General features: G+C 47.5%; 14 protein-coding genes. 6 read left to right on the top strand and 8 right to left on the bottom strand.

The annotated features are described in order from the left end of the window. Window positions 1–20: 20 nt before the first annotated feature. Window positions 21–416, bottom strand: coding sequence for a hypothetical protein (locus GK091_RS25915; RefSeq protein WP_164043649.1), 396 nt, complete (start codon window positions 414–416; stop codon window positions 21–23). Window positions 417–709: 293 nt separating this feature from the next. Between GK091_RS25915 and GK091_RS25910 the strand changes: the two genes are divergently transcribed. Then, a complete protein-coding gene (locus GK091_RS25910; protein ID WP_164043648.1) occupies window positions 710–955 on the top strand; it encodes a hypothetical protein in 246 nt (81 codons plus the stop codon). Window positions 956–1,014: 59 nt separating this feature from the next. Here GK091_RS25910 and GK091_RS25905 read toward each other — a convergent pair whose 3' ends face one another. Then, window positions 1,015–1,299, bottom strand: coding sequence for a hypothetical protein (locus tag GK091_RS25905; RefSeq protein ID WP_164043647.1), 285 nt, complete (start codon window positions 1,297–1,299; stop codon window positions 1,015–1,017). Between the two features lie 414 nt (window positions 1,300–1,713). On the opposite strand from GK091_RS25905, the gene GK091_RS25900 reads away from it, so the two are divergent. Together GK091_RS25900 and GK091_RS25895 are read left to right on the top strand one after the other, a co-directional pair. Continuing rightward, window positions 1,714–2,676: a ParA family protein gene (locus GK091_RS25900; protein ID WP_164043646.1), complete on the top strand. Its 963-nt coding sequence runs from the start codon at window positions 1,714–1,716 to the stop codon at window positions 2,674–2,676. Window positions 2,677–2,707: 31 nt separating this feature from the next. After that, a complete protein-coding gene (locus GK091_RS25895; RefSeq protein WP_164043645.1) occupies window positions 2,708–3,682 on the top strand; it encodes a ParB N-terminal domain-containing protein in 975 nt (324 codons plus the stop codon). A gap of 201 nt (window positions 3,683–3,883) precedes the next feature. On the opposite strand, the gene GK091_RS25890 is transcribed toward GK091_RS25895, so the two are convergent. Beyond that, window positions 3,884–4,756: an SGNH/GDSL hydrolase family protein gene (locus tag GK091_RS25890; RefSeq protein ID WP_394351900.1), complete on the bottom strand. Its 873-nt coding sequence runs from the start codon at window positions 4,754–4,756 to the stop codon at window positions 3,884–3,886. 294 nt (window positions 4,757–5,050) lie between these two features. On the opposite strand from GK091_RS25890, the gene GK091_RS25885 reads away from it, so the two are divergent. Then, entirely contained in the window at window positions 5,051–8,479 is a 3,429-nt protein-coding gene (locus GK091_RS25885; RefSeq protein WP_164043644.1) for a HEAT repeat domain-containing protein, read from the top strand. Window positions 8,480–8,678: 199 nt separating this feature from the next. On the opposite strand, the gene GK091_RS25880 is transcribed toward GK091_RS25885, so the two are convergent. Then, window positions 8,679–9,236 (bottom strand): sugar O-acetyltransferase, encoded by a 558-nt coding sequence (locus tag GK091_RS25880; protein ID WP_317166357.1) that lies wholly within the window; start codon window positions 9,234–9,236, stop codon window positions 8,679–8,681. Between the two features lie 455 nt (window positions 9,237–9,691). Here GK091_RS25880 and GK091_RS25875 point away from each other — a divergent pair, with 455 nt between their 5' ends. Beyond that, entirely contained in the window at window positions 9,692–11,728 is a 2,037-nt protein-coding gene (locus GK091_RS25875; protein ID WP_246202432.1) for a glycoside hydrolase family 3 protein, read from the top strand. Window positions 11,729–11,846: 118 nt separating this feature from the next. Here GK091_RS25875 and GK091_RS25870 read toward each other — a convergent pair whose 3' ends face one another. Both GK091_RS25870 and GK091_RS25865 read right to left on the bottom strand, forming a co-directional pair. Further along, the gene (locus tag GK091_RS25870; RefSeq protein ID WP_164043642.1) at window positions 11,847–12,884 is read right to left on the bottom strand and encodes a Gfo/Idh/MocA family oxidoreductase; all 1,038 of its coding nucleotides are present in this window, start codon (window positions 12,882–12,884) and stop codon (window positions 11,847–11,849) included. A gap of 415 nt (window positions 12,885–13,299) precedes the next feature. Beyond that, window positions 13,300–14,241, bottom strand: coding sequence for a replication initiation protein (locus tag GK091_RS25865; RefSeq protein WP_164043641.1), 942 nt, complete (start codon window positions 14,239–14,241; stop codon window positions 13,300–13,302). Between the two features lie 1,675 nt (window positions 14,242–15,916). On the opposite strand from GK091_RS25865, the gene GK091_RS25860 reads away from it, so the two are divergent. After that, window positions 15,917–16,108 (top strand): cold-shock protein, encoded by a 192-nt coding sequence (locus GK091_RS25860; RefSeq protein WP_164043640.1) that lies wholly within the window; start codon window positions 15,917–15,919, stop codon window positions 16,106–16,108. 216 nt (window positions 16,109–16,324) lie between these two features. On the opposite strand, the gene GK091_RS25855 is transcribed toward GK091_RS25860, so the two are convergent. Together GK091_RS25855 and GK091_RS25850 are read right to left on the bottom strand one after the other, a co-directional pair. Continuing rightward, complete coding sequence (locus tag GK091_RS25855; RefSeq protein WP_164043639.1) at window positions 16,325–16,642, bottom strand: hypothetical protein; 318 nt, start codon at window positions 16,640–16,642, stop codon at window positions 16,325–16,327. Between the two features lie 257 nt (window positions 16,643–16,899). Further along, on the bottom strand, window positions 16,900–17,283 hold the full coding sequence (locus tag GK091_RS25850; RefSeq protein ID WP_164043638.1) for a hypothetical protein: 384 nt from the start codon (window positions 17,281–17,283) through the stop codon (window positions 16,900–16,902). Window positions 17,284–17,546: the final 263 nt, after the last annotated feature.

Genomic DNA, 17,546 nt, shown 5'->3' with positions numbered 1-17,546 from the left:
AGCCATAGCGAAGGCTTACTCTAGTTCGACGAAGTCGAATTGGCCTTTGTCATCTTTCCCTTGCGACCACTGCGGCCAGTCGATCCACCCTGGGTCGACATCGAACTACCACTTTGGGTGCTGGTTCCATCAGTCGTTGAGTTGTCCCGTTGGCTGCCGGTTCCGGTAGAGCCGTTGCTCATTGAGCTTGAACCTTTCGATTTAGTACGGCCACCCTGTGTGCCATTCATTGAACCCGTAGTACTGCCTGTGCCCATGGTTGAACCATTGCTACGGCTGCTGGCCGACGTTCCGTTTTGGGAAGCCGATCCGTTGGTAGCATTACCCGTACCACTGCCGGAGCCTGTTGTTTGCGCCTGTGCGCTGAAGGTCGCAATGCCTACCAGCATAGCGCCCAAGATGAATGCCTTTTTCATACTGTTGAGTTAACCGTAGCGCTTTCGTCTACGTGTCCAGTGTCTAACTGCGTTTAAGTAGGAAAAGCTTAAACTAGTGAGGGTACGGATGTGGTTTGAGTTAAGCCCGATACTTGTCTCGTCCATCTAGAATCTTACTTAACTCTCTTTTCCCTTCGCAAAGCTACTCCTCAGTCGAAAACTGATCACCTAGATAGGGTTTTGATCGGACGATAGCGTTGTATTTACCTCAGGCCGGGCTTTAAGTATGTTTGGTAGCCTCTCATCTTTTCCCACTTCACACACCTTTTGTTATGCAAATTGCCTGCCTAACCTGTCAAACCACGCGCGTTGTGCCCGATGGATTTTTAGAAGAACGGTTTCAAGCCCGTTTGTCCTGGCTTCCCGGCTATACGGACGAAGCAGGTATCTGGAATCCATGCCCGAACTACACGTTAGGTTCTGCCTGCGTTGATGGCCATACCTGCGAAAATGGACACTGGTTTTACCTGATTTACGAAAAGGGTAAGGCACCCAGGTATTCACTGACAAGGGAGTAACTCGATATGAAAGAACACTATAATGTCTAGCAAGGAGCGGAATGGTACCCATTTATAAATTAGGCGATGGAGAGTATTTGCCCAACCTGACTCACTGTGCGCTTTAACTCATCCGTAGCATCCCTTTTCCCTTCCTGAATTTCAGATAAATATTTGTAGGCATCATCATTCAGCAGACTCCAGGCCCGGGTGGTTGAATCCGGGTCATTTCGAGTTAGGATGACGGCCTGAACCATAATCAGTATCCGGTTATAGGCATCCGTGATAACCTGGATGCTACTGGTGGATGAGAGCTTGTTGAAGGCGCTAAGTTCAAAAGCAAGTTGATCTTTATCGGTGTTCATGCTCGTACTTTTTCAGTAGCTAACCCCTGGCAAGCCATACAGTCTAGATAGTAACAGGTTTTTTTATTTTTGGTTACCCTACTCATTTTTTTAATGGCGGTTAAGTGCGGGCAATGGACCGTTTAATGCCCGAGTCTTTAGCGTAGCAATGATGTCCCAGATCTCGGCTTACCCGATCATCCCCTTTGGCATTTCTCCGCAAGCCGGGCCTGACTGCCGCCAAAGCCAATAAAAAGGCATTGATCTTAGTTTACGGTGATTTAGTCGGTTCGCATGGACAAAGAACGTGGCTGTGAGAGTTTTAGATAGTCTTTCGATCAAGTGCAGCTGTAATAAATCTGCTTCAATTTGCCCGTATTATTTGACAAATAGTTTCGTTTGTCCTAATATTATGACAAATAAGCCCTTGCCTCCATGATCACCAACGCTCACGCTGTAACCTTTTTAAAGTTGAATCCCGCTTTATCTGCCTCCGTCATTGAGCAGGAAGCCGGTATTCCAACCACCACGCTTACCAAGGCCCTGTCGGGGGACCGTGTTCTCAACGCGAAACACCTGGCCGCACTGTATCCCATATTGAAAAAATACGGCTTTGTTGATCCCTCGGCCAGAAAAGCGAAAGTTATTTCAATTGCCAATCACAAAGGTGGAGTTGGTAAAACAACGACGACCTTAAATTTAGGCAAGGCTTTGGCTTTATTAGGCAACCGCGTACTGCTCATCGATCTGGATTCGCAGGGTAATCTTTCCCAGGTCCTGGGGGTTGATGAGCCACAAAAGCAAGTGGTGCACGCCCTGCTGAAAAATGAGCCTTTACCAATCGTCTCTATCGGCGCTAATTTTGATTTGGCACCGAGTGACCTGGAATTGGCCAATGCTGATCTGGAACTGGTTCAGGCAGTAGGAGGTGTCAACCAGCTCAAAAACGTTTTGGCAACGCTCAGAACTCAGTATGACTTCATTCTTATCGACTGCCCCCCTGCCCTGAACATATTCACAAATTCTGCCCTGGTTGCCTCTACTTCCTGTTTGATTACCCTTCAGCCGGAAGCGTCGGCCATGAAAGGAATTAACAATTTGTTCGAACGCATTATGCAGGTGCGGGATCGCATTAATCATGAGCTAACCGTTGAGGGGATCGTTCTCACCTTGGTCGACAAACGATTGAATGTACACCGCGATATGCTTACGTATATTCGAGGAGGGCTCTTAACGAACTTTACCATTTTCAATACGGAGATTCGATTAAACGTTGCGTTAAAGGAATCTCAGATTGCCCAGCAGGACATTTTCACCTACGCTAAGGAGTCTAACGGTGCCGTCGACTACCGCAATCTGGCACTGGAACTAACCGGGCAACCCGCCGAAACGGTTTAATCGAACGGACTCTTAACCAACGAACTTTCTCATGGCAAAAAAATATCAGCTGGCCTTGGCTGCTAATACGTTGATCAAAGATCAAAGTTTACTGCGGCACGAAGACATCAAGCAACACATTCGCATACTACCCGATCTGGCCGCTTATATCCCCCCTCTTTTGGAGGAAGAATTCAGGCAGTTGGAAGAAAACATTAAACAGAATGGTTGTCGGGAAGCGCTTCTCATTTGGGAGACCACCGGGGAACAACTATCGGATCAACAGCCCGCATCGACACCTCAGTATGTACTGATCGATGGACACAATCGGTATACTATCTGCAAAAAGCATCAGCTGGATTTTAAGATTCACCTGATGAGCTTCCCGTCGATGGAGGAAGTGAAGTTCTTTATGATTGATAACCAGCTGGGTAGGCGTAACCTTGCGCCTGAACAGGTGTCGTATTTACGAGGACTTCGGTACCTGAAGGATAAGTTGGCGAAGGGAAAATATATCCGGGAAAACCATAAGGGTCAGAATGACCTTTATGCTACTGCATTGATCGAACAGCCCCCCGTCGCTTCGTCAAATGAGCAAGCTTCACCGGACGATACCAGTACCTCTACCGCGTACCGGCTGGGTAAACAATTCAACGTAAGCGAAAAAACGATCAAGCGCGATAGCATTTTTGCCTTGGGTCTGGACCGTTTATCCCCTCCCTTCAAGCAGGCTATTTTATCCGGCAAAGTGAAAGTAGATAAGGGATTGGTTCAGCAATTGGGGAAGTCTGAAAAACCGGTTTCGCTGATCTCTACCGAGGCCGAGCTACAGGAAATCGTTCAGAAAAGCAGTACGGATCGCAACCGATCCAGTGTCTCCTCCCCGCCTGATACCAAGGAAAAAGCAGCGCAGTTGAAACAACAACTTAGTCAACTGGTGAGTAAGCTGAGCGCAAAAAAAGTAGACCTGAAGCAGTTATGTCAGGAAATCATAGAGTGTGCTCAGTTATTACAGCAACAAAATTAATGCAGTCATCTGCGGGCATATATGCTCAATCCTGAACACAGACTGACTCAGCCCGACGTATTCTCCATAGCTGCTCTTACACAATTCGCTGCCCAAGCAGCTTAACAAATACAGCCTGTTTGCAGCCTTTTATAGCATAAGGGACAATTTGTCCCTTATGCTATAAAAGGCTCGATTTATGGTTGAACTAGTGCAACACTGTCAATACTGTTTAAACAGCTTGACCAATTTGCGGCTAATGATCGCGTACCCTTTGTCCGAGGGGTGTAACCCATCATACGTTCTGTCAATGGATTCGACGGGATACGGATATGCGTCGGTGTCTGGGTTGAACGGTACGTCGATAAATTTAGGATACGGGTAATCAGTATAGGCACCACTTTTGGGGTTTTTCAGGCGTTTAAACTTGACCAGTTTCTTGTGTCGTAACTTATTCGTGTGGTAAAGATCGACCACCGCCATATGCTCGTAACGGCCGATCGAATCGATGGCGTTGGCAAATGATTCGAGGGTCTGCCCGTTTTTGGGCTTGTATGATCCATACGCATTGTTCTTCGGATTCGCGATGTACACAAAATCGACCCGTTGCATGGGCGTAATCAGGACAATGGTCGCCTGCGGATTCAGACTGCGAAGTTTATCGATGATGATACGAAACGAACCATAGACGGTACCATTGCCGGTATTGCGCTGATAATCGGCCAGACGGCCCAGCGGGCGACCAGCCCACCAGTCATTCGTGCCCAGAAAAATCGAATACAGATCAGCCTTTGCCAATCCGAGCGTTTCGATGGCCGAGGCAATGCCCCCGGAAGTCCAGCCATTGTGGCCCTGGTTGGTGTAATGAATAAACGGAAGTCGCTCGACAACCCGGCTCATATAGCCTTTCGTAATTCGATGGCCCGTTTCTTCGGGATGCTCGTTCAGATAGGTGATCGAATCGCCAATCGCGACCCAACTCAGTTCTTTATGTTTGAATGAACTAACCAGACACAACAAGGTAACGAACAGGGTAAAGTATTTCCAGTTAGTTTTTGAATTCGGAACGTATCGGGTCATGTCAGTGTCGCTCATTATTTGCTACAAAGGTGCACGGGCGGAACGTTTACTGATGCGATAGGAGGGAATCAACGAACGAAACGCTGTCAACCAACCATATCTTTTAGTCTGGGGTTGACTATCCATACTGACCCTGGATAGTTCGAAAACAGGAATGAGGGCCTGATCTGGCTAAACAAAGCTTTATTTAGTAAGTAGCGTCTGATCGAAAATGCCTTTTAAAACCGGCCACCTACCAGCGATCAACGCGGCAGCTATGAGTAACCCTATTGATCGCTGGTGATGGCACTGGCTAACAACTGTTTTAGGATGAAAAAAGGGAACGTTCGTTTACTGACAAAGAAAGAAATTATCTGGCTCTGTGCGTTGGCTCCGATGCTCGTTTTAGTGAGCTACCAGACGGAGAAAGATCCGATCGACCGCCGGATCAAGCGCATGGTTCCCGAAAAAGCAGCCCAACTGGCGAAAGCAATCGAGGCTACGGTAACCCCTGAACTGGCCGAGGGCTTGACCCTGCGCCTGTGGGGTGTCGATTCGCTGGTTGCCGATCCGATCGCTATCGACATTGACGATACGGGCCGGTTGTATTACACGCGGACAAATCGGCAGAAAAACTCGGAATTCGACATCAGAAGCCACCAGGACTGGGAAATCGAATCGAACCATTTGCAGAGCATTGAGGACAAACGGGCCTTTCTGCACCGCGTTCTGTCGCCGGAGAACAGCGCTAAGAACGATTGGTTGAAAGACATCAACGGCGATGGCTCCCACGATTGGCGGGACATGACAGTAGAAAAGGAAAATGTCTACCGGATCGAAGACACATCCGGCGATGGGGTTGCCGATCAGTCACAGCTGGTCGTCGATGATTTTCACGATGAGGTGACCGATGTAGCCGGTGGTGTCATGAGCAATGGTGACGATCTGTACGTGGCCGTAGCTCCGGACCTGTGGCGCATGCAGGATAAAGATGGTGATGGTATTGCCGAATCAAAAACGTCGATTTCGCACGGCTACGGCGTTCACGTCGGGTTTAGCGGTCATGGCATGTCGGGTATCGAGATGGGTCCCGATGGCAAAATCTACTGGCAGATCGGCGATATCGGGTTCAACGGAAAAGGACCGGATGGCAAACAGTGGGCACATCCTAACAGTGGCGTCGTTGTGCGATCGAATCCGGATGGATCTGATTTTGAAGTATTTGCGCATGGCGTTCGCAACGTCCACGAGTTCGTGTTCGACGAATACGGTAACCTGATCAGCGAAGATAACGATGGCGATCATCCGGGCGAGAAAGAGCGGCTGGTCTACATCGTAAACGGTTCCGATACGGGCTGGCGTAGTAACTGGCAGTACGGCAAATACCGCGATCCAAACAATAATACGTACAAGGTCTGGATGGACGAGCAGATGTTCAAACCGCGCTTTGAGGGTCAGGCGGCCTACATCACCCCGACCATTGCCAACTTCGTAAGCGGTCCGGCGGGTATGCGCTACAATCCGGGAACGGCGCTTGGCCCTGCGTACAAGAATATGTTTTTCATCGCCGAATTTGTGGGGAATCCCGCCCGTTCCGGTATTCATTCCTTCAAACTGAAACCGAAAGGAGCATCGTTTGAGCTGGGCGAACAGAAAAAAATTCTCGGTAACGTACTCGCTACCGGTATTGATTTTGGCCCCGATGGTGCCTTGTACGTAGCAGACTGGATCAATGGCTGGGATACCAAGGATTATGGCCGCATCTGGAAACTGGACGACAAGGCGGGCGCTGGATCGGCGGATCGTCTACGGACCAAAACGCTGCTTGCCGAAAAATTCGGTCAGCGTTCGGAAGCGGATCTGGGCGAACTGCTGAAGAATGCGGACATGCGCGTTCGGCAGAAAGCCCAGTTCGAGCTGGCGAAACGGGGCGCAAAAGGGGCGGCTGTGTTCACGGCAGCTACCAAACAAACGGATAACCAGTTAGCGCGGGTCCATGGTATCTGGGGAATTAGCCAGCTGATTCGTCAGGATAAGAGCTATGGTCAGTTGCTCATGCCTCTGCTTGAGGACAAAGACCCTGAAATTCGCGCGCAGGCAGCTAAATGGCTGGGTGATGTTCGGTACAAAGACGCAGGGGCTGCGTTGATTCCGTTACTGAAAGACACTAACAGCCGCACCCGGTTTTTTGCCGCCGAAGCTTTGGGTCGTATCGCCTATGAGCCAGCCATTCAGCCTATTGTTCAACTGCTGGAAGCGAACAACGACGACGATGCCTACATCCGTCATGCCGGAAGTCTGGCTTTGGCTCGCATCGGGAAAGCAGCACCCATTGTAGCCCTGGCGAACAATCCATCGCGCGCTGTACGCATTGCAGCCGTCGTTGCCCTTCGTCGTATGAGCGATCCGGGAATTGCCGCGTTTCTGGCCGACAAAGACGAGTTTGTGGTTACGGAAGCGGCTCGTGGCATCAACGATGACCTATCGATTCCGGACGCTTTACCCGCCCTGGGTAAAGTTATGCAAAACACGCGTTTCACCAATGAAGCCCTGCTTCGACGCGCCATCAATGCAAATCTGCGCGTTGGTACACCCGAAGCGATGCAAATACTGATCGACTACGCGCAGAAAGAAGGAAGTCCGGTTGCGATGCGGGCCGAAGCCATGGAAGCCCTGAGTACCTGGGCCAAACCGTCGCTGCTGGATCGGGTCGATGGACGGTACCGGGGCGTTATCGAACGTGATCCGGCGATGGTAAAAACAAAAACTGCCGATTCATACATCAAACTACTGACCCATCCGGAGTTAGCCCTCCGCCTGAGTGCGATCAAAGCCGTTACAAAACTGAACCTAACGGAAGCATCCGAATCATTGTTCAGCCGGTTAACGACGGACAAGGAGGCCGTTGTGCGCGTTGCTGCGTTGCGGGCACTGGCGTCGCTGAACGATAAGCAGTTGAGCAAAGCGATTGAAACGGCGCTGGCGGATAGCGAAAAGAGCGTTCGGGTCGCTGGCTTGGACTTACTGGCCAAGTCGGATATGGCCAAAGACCGGATGGTGACGCTGCTCTCAGAGGTAATTACCACCCGTACGACCGAAGAAAAGCAAGCTGCGTTGCTTACGCTGGGAAAACTGCCCGCTGCCAGTTCACAGAAAGCGTTCGACCAGTTACTGACCAAATTATCAGCTGGTACGTTAGCGCCGGAACTCCAGCTCGAACTGGAAGAAGCCATCGAGAGCAGCCATTCGCCCCAGTTGACTACCCGTTATAAAGCCATCACGTCCAAGCTATCGCCGGACGCATTGGCGGCATCTTACAAAGGAAGTCTGCTGGGTGGCGAACCGGATCTGGGTCGGCGGATTTTCTTCCGCCATCAAACGGCGCAGTGTATCCGGTGTCACGCGTACGACGATCTAGGTGGTAACGCTGGTCCACGCCTGAACGGGGTGGCGAGCCGACTCACCCGCGAGCAGCTGCTCGAGGCCCTGATCAATCCGAGTGCCCGGTTAGCGCCCGGCTTTGGAACCGTCAATCTGAAGTTAAAGAACGGGAAAACGGTTAGTGGCATTTTACAGGAAGAAACCAGCACGGACGTGAAAGTCAAGGTAGGTGATCAGCCTGATACGGCCATCCGCAAAGATCAGATTGCGAAGCGAACTAATTTCCCGTCGAGTATGCCCGAAATGAAATACCTTCTGACAAAACGGGAGATTCGGGATGTGGTTAGTTTCCTGTCGACGCTGAAAGAAGACAAATAGGGTAACAAAAGAAAGCGAAAAGCCGGAACGCCACAGTATGTCTCTATGGCGTTCCGGCTTTTCGCTTTATTCGATATTGAGTGATAGAATCAGCCCTACCCATTTGGATATAGCAGGAGTTGGTAGCCGTTTAGACACGGCATGCTCGCTACCCGACTTGTAACTTGTGTCAAAAGAAGACGAACAGCAACTACTCCATTTAGTCTGCCAGTGAGCGAATGATGCGACACGGATTTCCAGCTGCCAGCACGTTCGCCGGAATGTCGCGGGTGACGACGCTGCCTGCTCCGATCGTTGTGTTGGCCCCGATCGTGACACCGGCACAGACGATCACATTGCCCGCGAGCCAGACATTGTCACCGATCGTAATGGGCTGAGCCAATTCCGGACCTTTAATACGCTCACTGGCCACGACAGGGTGGGTTGCGGCATACAGGCTGACGTTTGGTCCCATAAAGACGTTGTTCCCGATCGTTATGGAGGCACAATCCAGAATGGTGCAGTTATAATTGATAAACACGTTTTCGCCCAGATGAATGTGCGTTCCGTAGTCACAATAAAAAGGCGGCTGAATATCAACCGGTTGCCCCGCTTTACCCAGCAATGCTGTTAGAATTTCCGTTCGGGTTGCCTGATCCGTATTGAGCGTTTGATTGTAGTGCGTGAACAAGGCACGAGCGCGGGCCCGCATCGCCACAAGCATATCATCATTCGCCAGGTACAACTGACCCGCCAGCATTTTTTCCAGTTCGCTCACTATATTTGATAAGTTGCCACAGACTTACCCTGTGGTATGTGCAGAAAGGGTGCCTTTCCGATAGCTAGTATCTAGCTAACTACCCGCGATTCGATCTGTTTGGCGCTGCCTCCTTATTCGGTGAATAAATTCTCTACATCGGACCGGAAGTCCTGGTCATACTATCCAGAAGTGAGGAAAAATTTTACTAATCACTACATTGTGTTTCGTCCGTAGGGGAGGGGTCGATAAGAGTTTATTGAGTCATAGTTAGAAGCGGATACTCAGGCACTTTAGTACACGAGCGGAACTTGACTGTCACGGATCGCTCACTCCTAAGCGCCAGCACAAAAGGCATACCCCGTCTACTCCTTATGCTACATTCCGAATCTATCAGGACCTGCTCAGATGAAACGCAACGTCATACAACGTTTAGCCGTAGGTCGGTACCCGTGACGAGTTGTCTAGCCGCGTTTCTGATTGCACTTGCCTTTCAGGCAACAGGCCAGTCGACATCCGCACGGGAGCAACCAACTCTGGGCGTTCGATCGGTTAAACTGCTGGAGCAGGACGGTCTCAAATTTAAAGATCTGAATCGTAATGGTCAGCTTGACAAATACGAAGACTGGCGGTTATCAGCTCAGGAGCGGAGTCGGGATTTGTTGACTAAAATGTCGCTGGAGCAAAAGGTTGGTTTCATGCTTATTAGTACGACCCGCCTGAAAAATGACCAATCGTTCGGAACGGCTACTGCCAAAGAGCCCATTACCAGCGATTTCAACGAGGAGGATCTGGTCGCCAGTCAGAACATGTTCACCCGTAAGCCGCTGCCCACGCCCATCATGAACGCAGCGGGTACGACCAAGGCCGTAACTCAGTTCCACCTTCGTCACTTCATCCTGCGGGCAAACGTGAGTGCCCGTACCACGGCGGAATGGGCCAATAAATTACAAGCCCTGTGTGAAGGCGACGGTCTGGGAATTCCAGCGATTGTTGCGTCCAATCCACGGAACCACATTACCGCGTCTGCTGCCATTGGCACCAGCGTGGGCAAGACGGTTTTTTCGGCCTGGCCCGGCGAACTGGGCCTCTCAGCCATGCGTGATCTGAAACTGGTTCGCGAGTTTGCCGATATTGCACGCCAGGAGTGGTCGGCAGTAGGCTTGCGGAAAGGGTATATGTACATGGCCGATCTAGCGACGGAACCCCGCTGGCAACGGATTGAAGGTACTTTTGGGGAGGATGCCCAGTGGGCCGGCCAGATGATGACCGAAATTGTATATGGTTTTCAGGGCAAAACACTCGGCGCTGGCTCGGTAGCGGTGACAACGAAGCACTTTCCGGGGGGAGGTTCTGGAGAGGGTGGACAAGATCCCCATTTCGACTGGGGAAAGAAAGAGGTTTTTCCGGGCGGTAAGTTTGCGAACAACCTGATCCCGTTCAAGGCCGCCATCAAAGCCGGTACGTCGTCCATAATGCCCTATTATTCGCTGCCAGCTGATACCAAGTTTGAGCCCATTGCCTATGCGTATAACCGGGCTATCATCCACGATCTGCTGCGTACCGAATTAGGGTTTACCGGCATCATCAATTCGGATACGGGTCCAATCGAAATGATGCCCTGGGGTGCCGAAAACCTCTCGATTCAGGAGCGGTACAAACGAACGCTGGAAGCAGGGGTCAACCTCTACTCGGGTACAGCCGACCCGGCCAACCTACTGGCCACGGTGAAAAGTGGTACGGTCGATACCAAACTAATTGACGATTCGGTGTTGCGGTTGCTGCTGGAAAAATTCAATCTGGGACTTTTCGAAAATCCTTACGTGGACGAAGCGGCTGCTGAACGTCTTGTCGGAAACGCGCAATTTCAGGCCCGAGCCGACCTGGCCCATCGGAAGTCCATCGTTTTGCTGCGAAATGAGACCGGTTTATTACCACTTAAACCCCAGACGAAAGTGTATTTCGACGCTAATGCGGCAAAAACGGGGGGTAGCGCGACGGCGGCTACCAGCTACACGATCAACGACGGAAAATACCCAATTACGTTTGTAGCTACGCCTGATGAAGCGGACGTGGTCGTGCTATGGCTGAAGCCTTCGGCCAAGTCGCTGTTTGCGTCAGATGGTTCGCCGATCTACCTGTCCTTATCAAAGAACGCCATAGACGTTGCCTACGTCAACGCACTTGCGGCAAAAAAACCGACCATCGTGGCCATTAATTACAGCAACCCCTGGGTCATCGACGAAATTTACCGGAAAGAGGCTAATACGGGTATCAAAGGTGTACTGGCTACGTTCGGTACGACCTCCGATGCGCTGCTGGACATTGTAACCGGCAAATTCAGCCCAACAGGTAAAATGCCCTTTACCACTCCCTCTTCAGAGGCCGCCGTTCAGCAGCAGAAAGAAGACGTGCCAGGGTATGAGGAAGGAGGGGGGTATGCCTTATTCAATTACAATGAAGGGTTAACGTACAAAGGGGGCAACAAAAAATTGTCGGTCAGCAAGCGTTGATCAGGCACAGCACGATAAGCGTTGGCCGGGTATTGACTGGTCCGCTCTGCTTCATTGTCGGTCAGGGGAACGGATCGTCAATGTCAGGAGCATTCGCATATTCCTTGTTGATTCTCCTCTAAAACGCGACAGTTCGTTGTGTTTGGCTGCTTTCTATGGCCAGATCAATGACGCGGGCAAGTTGCTGAATGTCGGATGGCGTCACCGCAGGTTCGACTCCATTCACAAGCGCATCGTAGAGGTTGTCATAGAAAGGGGTGTAATTACCTCGTTCACTCTCCAGTACGTCACTCCGACCATCTCGATAAAGTGTGCCCCATCGATCCTGTGGTTCAATACCCCAATCGGCCTGATCCGGCATTTCGTTCCGCCGAAGCCGTTCCTCCTGCACATCCAGGCCGCCTTTGATGAACGAACCGGCTGTGCCATGCAGACTATACCGGGGCTGATTATGGTAAACCATGTAGCTGGACTCGACCCGTACCACTTTATCCGTATACCCTAATTTTATATCCAAATAATCGGTAACCCGGCTATTTGGACGAATGCTTCGAATCGTGGCCTGTACTGTATCCGGTTTACCGAATAGATGCAGGGCCTGATCCAGTAAATGAGGTCCGAGGTTATAAAGGTTACCCCGGCCAATGCCCGGCTGTTCTTTCCAGTTCTGTGAATCAGGAGAAACGGGCGTAAACCGATCATACCGAATTTCGTACTCAATAAGCGTTCCGAGGGAACCTTCCGCCAGAACACGTTTTATCGTTAGGAAATCAGCGTCCCATCGCCGATTCTGATAAGCCGTAACCAGGCAACCTTGTCGCTGGGCCAACGCTAGTATCTGAACCGCGTCTTGTTCGGATAATGCAAATGGTTTTTCGACAACGACATGCTTCTGATGCTCCAGTGCTTTTCGGGCATAATCGACGTGTGTTTCATTGGGGGAACAAACGAAAACAAGGTCTATCGATGGATCGGCAAGTAACTCATCGGTTGATGCGACCCATTCAATCGACGCATCAAACTGACGAACCGCATCAGGACGGCTACTAGCGACTTTCTTCAGGCGAAACTTCGGATTGATCGTCAAAAACGGGGCATGAAAGTACCGTCCTGATAGACCAAAACCAATTAAACCAACTTGAATAACCTTAGACATACTAAACACGAAAAAAAGACAAATGAGGGCTTAAAAGACAAAGCTAACGCCCCATACTTATCTCCTGATTGGGCTTGGATTTTTCCCTTCTACAATGATAATCTGTGTTGATTAACTCTAGCCGGTTTCTGCTGATTGACCAAGTTGATGTATAATGGCTGATAGTATCTAGGCAAATGACTACATGAGCTCTCTGCTGCGTCATCGATTGGCTATCAGCATTTGGTATCACTATGTTAGCTCAACGCTGTTGACCCGACTGGTGTTTATCAGAAAAGTTTATAGTCTAGCACTTTTTATAGCTAACCAACTGATAGTCGAGCTGTCTGCAAATAGAACTATTTTAGTTTCACCTTTTCACCTACCAGCTTGTTTCTTCGATAATTACAGCCGACGTTCAATTCATTCAGAAAAATCAAACATCGAATACTTTAGCGGTATAGGCCCCCCAGTTATCAATGGCTCGTGTTGAGTTCCTTTTTTCAATCTCTACCAATTTTTTCCGGATCGTTGGAATGTCAAACTTCGACAAGACCAGATCGCGCTGATCGGGACGTAAGCCAAATCGCGACATGAGTCGATCAGCCAGTATAGCCGTATCACTATCAATACCAGGCAGATACAACTCCTGCTCAATTCTGATTCGCTTAATTGTAAACGTTAGGTCTGTAATTTTCCGACCCGTTTTATGCTGACGAAAACGTACTATCAAATCGCTACGTTGATTGATTTCATTAATCGCCGGATCAAGTACGAACCGGAAAAAATTGGTGATATTATACTCTTCCTGCTGCGTCTCCGGGTCGTACAGATTCAATCGGTGTTTCAGATCAAGTATCCCTATTCGGAAGTTACCAACATCCTTCCACTGCGAAAACATTTCGTATAACCGTTTTGCATATTTACCGGTTAAACGCATCGCCATCTCTTTTCCGAAAGTTGTATAATTTCCAGTCAAGCCTGTCAGCAAAGGACGCATATTAGGATCAACCCGGAGGCTAATTGTACCTTTTCCATAATCATAAACCGCGCTGGAAAAAGGGTTAACCTGAATTAACTGGCCGTTCACATACATCTCGAAAACGACCTGCATCATTCCCTTTGTGGCTTCCTGTAAGTTTTTATAGCCATTATTGGGATCTCTATCGAGATCAGTCATTATCTCGCGCACCTGAAATGTGTAAACCGTGTCAATGCCATCGTCCGGTCGAATGGCAGCCTGTAAAGTGTACATCAGGTTTTTCTGTAACTCACTCATTTCGTAACGAGCTGCCGTTACACTGTTTCCCTGGTACAGCAGGGTATGATCTACCTTTGAATTTTTGCCTTTACGGCCATTTCCTTTGCCTTTAATCATACGAAGCGGTCAGTCTAACTTATCCACCATACAATTTCTGAAAGTAGACATACAATTTCTGAAAGTTAAGGCTTAATTCACATACAATTTCTGAAAGTTAACACATACAATTTCTGAAATTAACCATACAATTTCTGAAAGTTAACATACAATTTCTGAAAGTTAGGGCCCGTAACTCTCTAAAAGCCAGGGTTTTACGAGGCTCTCAAAATAATCAAAGATTTAAAAAAAAATGATTCACAATATTTGATTGTGGGTAGTTGAAGCTAAAAAAACCAACATCAGACAGTTCGAAAAAAATCAAAAAAGTCATTATTGTACATAACAATTGATTCGCACGGCAACATACAATTTCTGAAAGTTAGTAGTCAATCTATTGATTTATAGACACTTATGAGTAAATACTAAGTTGATGCACAATTGAAAAGCACCTACCAAATAGTCAATAACTTACTTATAGTCAGCTACTTGAGAAAATACAGTAGGATGCGACTGCATATAATTTATCATACAATTTCTGAAAGTTAACGCGTAATATATTGATTTATAGAGTATTATATAGTAAGTATTATTGAGCTATTTTTTTGAGGCCATTACATAGCTACTTGAACTACAATCAATTACGGTTAACTATGGCATAAATAACTTATCATACAATTTCTGAAAGTTAACGCGTAACTAATTGATTTTCATTACACTACGCTTGTCAAAACAGCACTAGATTGATTATGTAATAATTATGAACGAGATGATAGTTCGCTCGTTCTCAAGCATTTGTATTAGTAGGAGTTGCCATTTACTTCGTACAATTTCTGAAAGTTACATGGTTAACTTATTGACTTTCAATATATTGCCATAAAAGGAATACGATTTTTTATCATACAATTTCTGAAAGTTAACACGCAAATATCTGGTTATCAGCAGTCTATTATTTGATGACAACAGAATTTATCGATTAGTAAGTTCTTATCATACAATTTCTGAAAGTATCAAAGATAAATACTTGTCTATCAATAAATTAAGAAAGGATAAATGATAAACAGAATGATTCTTTTTGAGAATGGAAAAGATCAGTGATTTCTAACTCGCTGGAAGCAATGGAGATAATAGTTTTATCAGATTTTTGAGGCTTGGTTTTTATTAGTCAAGTCCCTAAAGGAAGTTGATTACCTATTCATCGTGGAGATTTCATGTTAGGTCACAAACTGAGTAACTGTGTTAGACTAATCCAAAATGGCTATTGCAAAGTCTACAGAAGCGTTTTTAGAGCCCCCTAAGGCACGAACACATTCAATCTGGATATTTGGTACACCTGGAATGAAACAAATGCTTAGAAACGATATTTCAAAAAGCGATCAGTTCATGAAAAGGTAGTACAATGTTGCTAACCTCTCTTCATAACAAAACAGGTTAATGTATAATCACTGTCATTGCATTCTACCACGACTAATCTGCACAACCAACACATCATACTAATTTAATATACTAGATATAAACCTAAAATGATCAGTGGTTATTACTTACATCCATACTCAATAAAACCATTCTTAACTTTCGTTTCCAGGCTCGAACGCTAGACTGAATTTATTACATCGTCTATGAATCAACATAAATTTTCAGACTAGATTAGGAATTGTGGTTCGTTGTACCGTCCTTTGGCCTAAATTAAAATAAAATGCAAACAGGAACTGTAAAATTTTTTAATGAAACCAAAGGTTTTGGCTTCATTAATCCCGACGATGGTGGTGAAGACATTTTTGTCCACGCTTCAGGTCTAATCGATCAAATTCGTGAAAACGACAAAGTGAAATTCACTGTTGAACGCGGTAAGAAAGGCTTAAACGCCGTAAACGTAGAAATGGCTTAATCGAAAGATATATACCAGTACAATCGTTAAGAAAAACATGTCTACTCAGACATGTTTTTTTTTGCCCTGTTAACTCATGAATCAGTTTGATAACTAATTATTTCTACCGGATCAGCTCATTGATACTCGTTAGTATAGAATAGAGTGAAAGCAAACAGCACTATAGTTTTTCTCCATCGATAAAGCTCACTGACCGAGTGAATAGTTAATTGATCCCTAAAGACTGGGCTGAATCCAGTCAGTGCCACTGGCTTTTCCAACTTTAAAAACCCCTTCGAGTGACACGCGTCGCCCAACCAGATACGCCAGACCAAATGCAGCACTGAGCTTTGTCGTTCGGTATAGAGGGTAGTCGAGGGGAGGGTCAGCGAATATAGATCGCTGCTGGAAACGACCGTACGACAAACCAACTTCGGTGAAGCCAACGAACCCGCCATTCCAAAGATAATAGCGCCCAAATAGACCGGCTTCCCGACGTTCAGTAAGTAAACTATGTATCTCGCCTTCTACACCAAGCCATGCACGATTCGCCACGAAATACCCTACCTTGGCCGTTCCACCAAGTACGGTCGGCCCGATGCCAAGTAGCCAGCTTCCGCGCTGGTGATGAGCCGCTGCTATGGTCTTCCCATTATCGACTTTTTCACTGGTGCCGATCTACCCAAAACTAACCATGTGTAGGCAGAAAAGCAGAGTGATAGTCGATACGTAGTTAGTGTTCATAGAGCATAATTAGAAGATATACTATTGATTTTCAATGGTTTGTTGTTAAAGTTTGCCGACAAAATACCTCAAGGGATATTGGTGTAGATCAATCTTGATTTCTGAACAAACCGGGTAAAAGCAAGTAACTGCTCGTTGCTAGAAAACGAAACAGGCTGTCCATCACAACTGAACAGACGAAACGCTAGCCCACCACTGCCCATAGCCATCGTTATGTAAAAGACGTCCTGATCGTTGAATTTCTCCACGTAAATTTCCCCTGTATAATTCCCTGAGTACGTTTTGGCGGTACGGTCCAGTTCAGCCTTTGCTACAATAGCTTTTAACCAACTAAGTTCTGTGGCAGGGTTACTGACACCACATGCTGTTGGAACCGAAACTGGTGTAGTTTCTTTACGTTGGCAGCTCTGGGCCAGGCAAATCAAAACGATAGCAAGGAGAAGTCTAGTCATAAGGCAATGGTTTTTGTAAAAATACGCCTGACTACCATTGGTGTTTTACCACGTTGATTCGGCGCTAAAAACGGATCAGCCTATATGCTGTTCTCATTGAATAATGCACTAATCAACACACGTCTAGCCAATGGTTTATGCTCTGCCAGCACCGATAGTTTAGTGTTGATTCAGAGTCATTGAGTCGATTTGACTAGGGTAACGCTCGGTCATATAGATACGCTCTAGCATAGTCCCACAACCTAATTGTATACTATTTTCAT

It is taken from the genome of Spirosoma agri, assembly GCF_010747415.1.
GTDB lineage: Bacteria > Bacteroidota > Bacteroidia > Cytophagales > Spirosomataceae > Spirosoma > Spirosoma agri.
The sequence above is the reverse complement of the archived record's forward strand: the minus strand, read 5'-3'. Positions and strand labels throughout refer to the sequence as shown.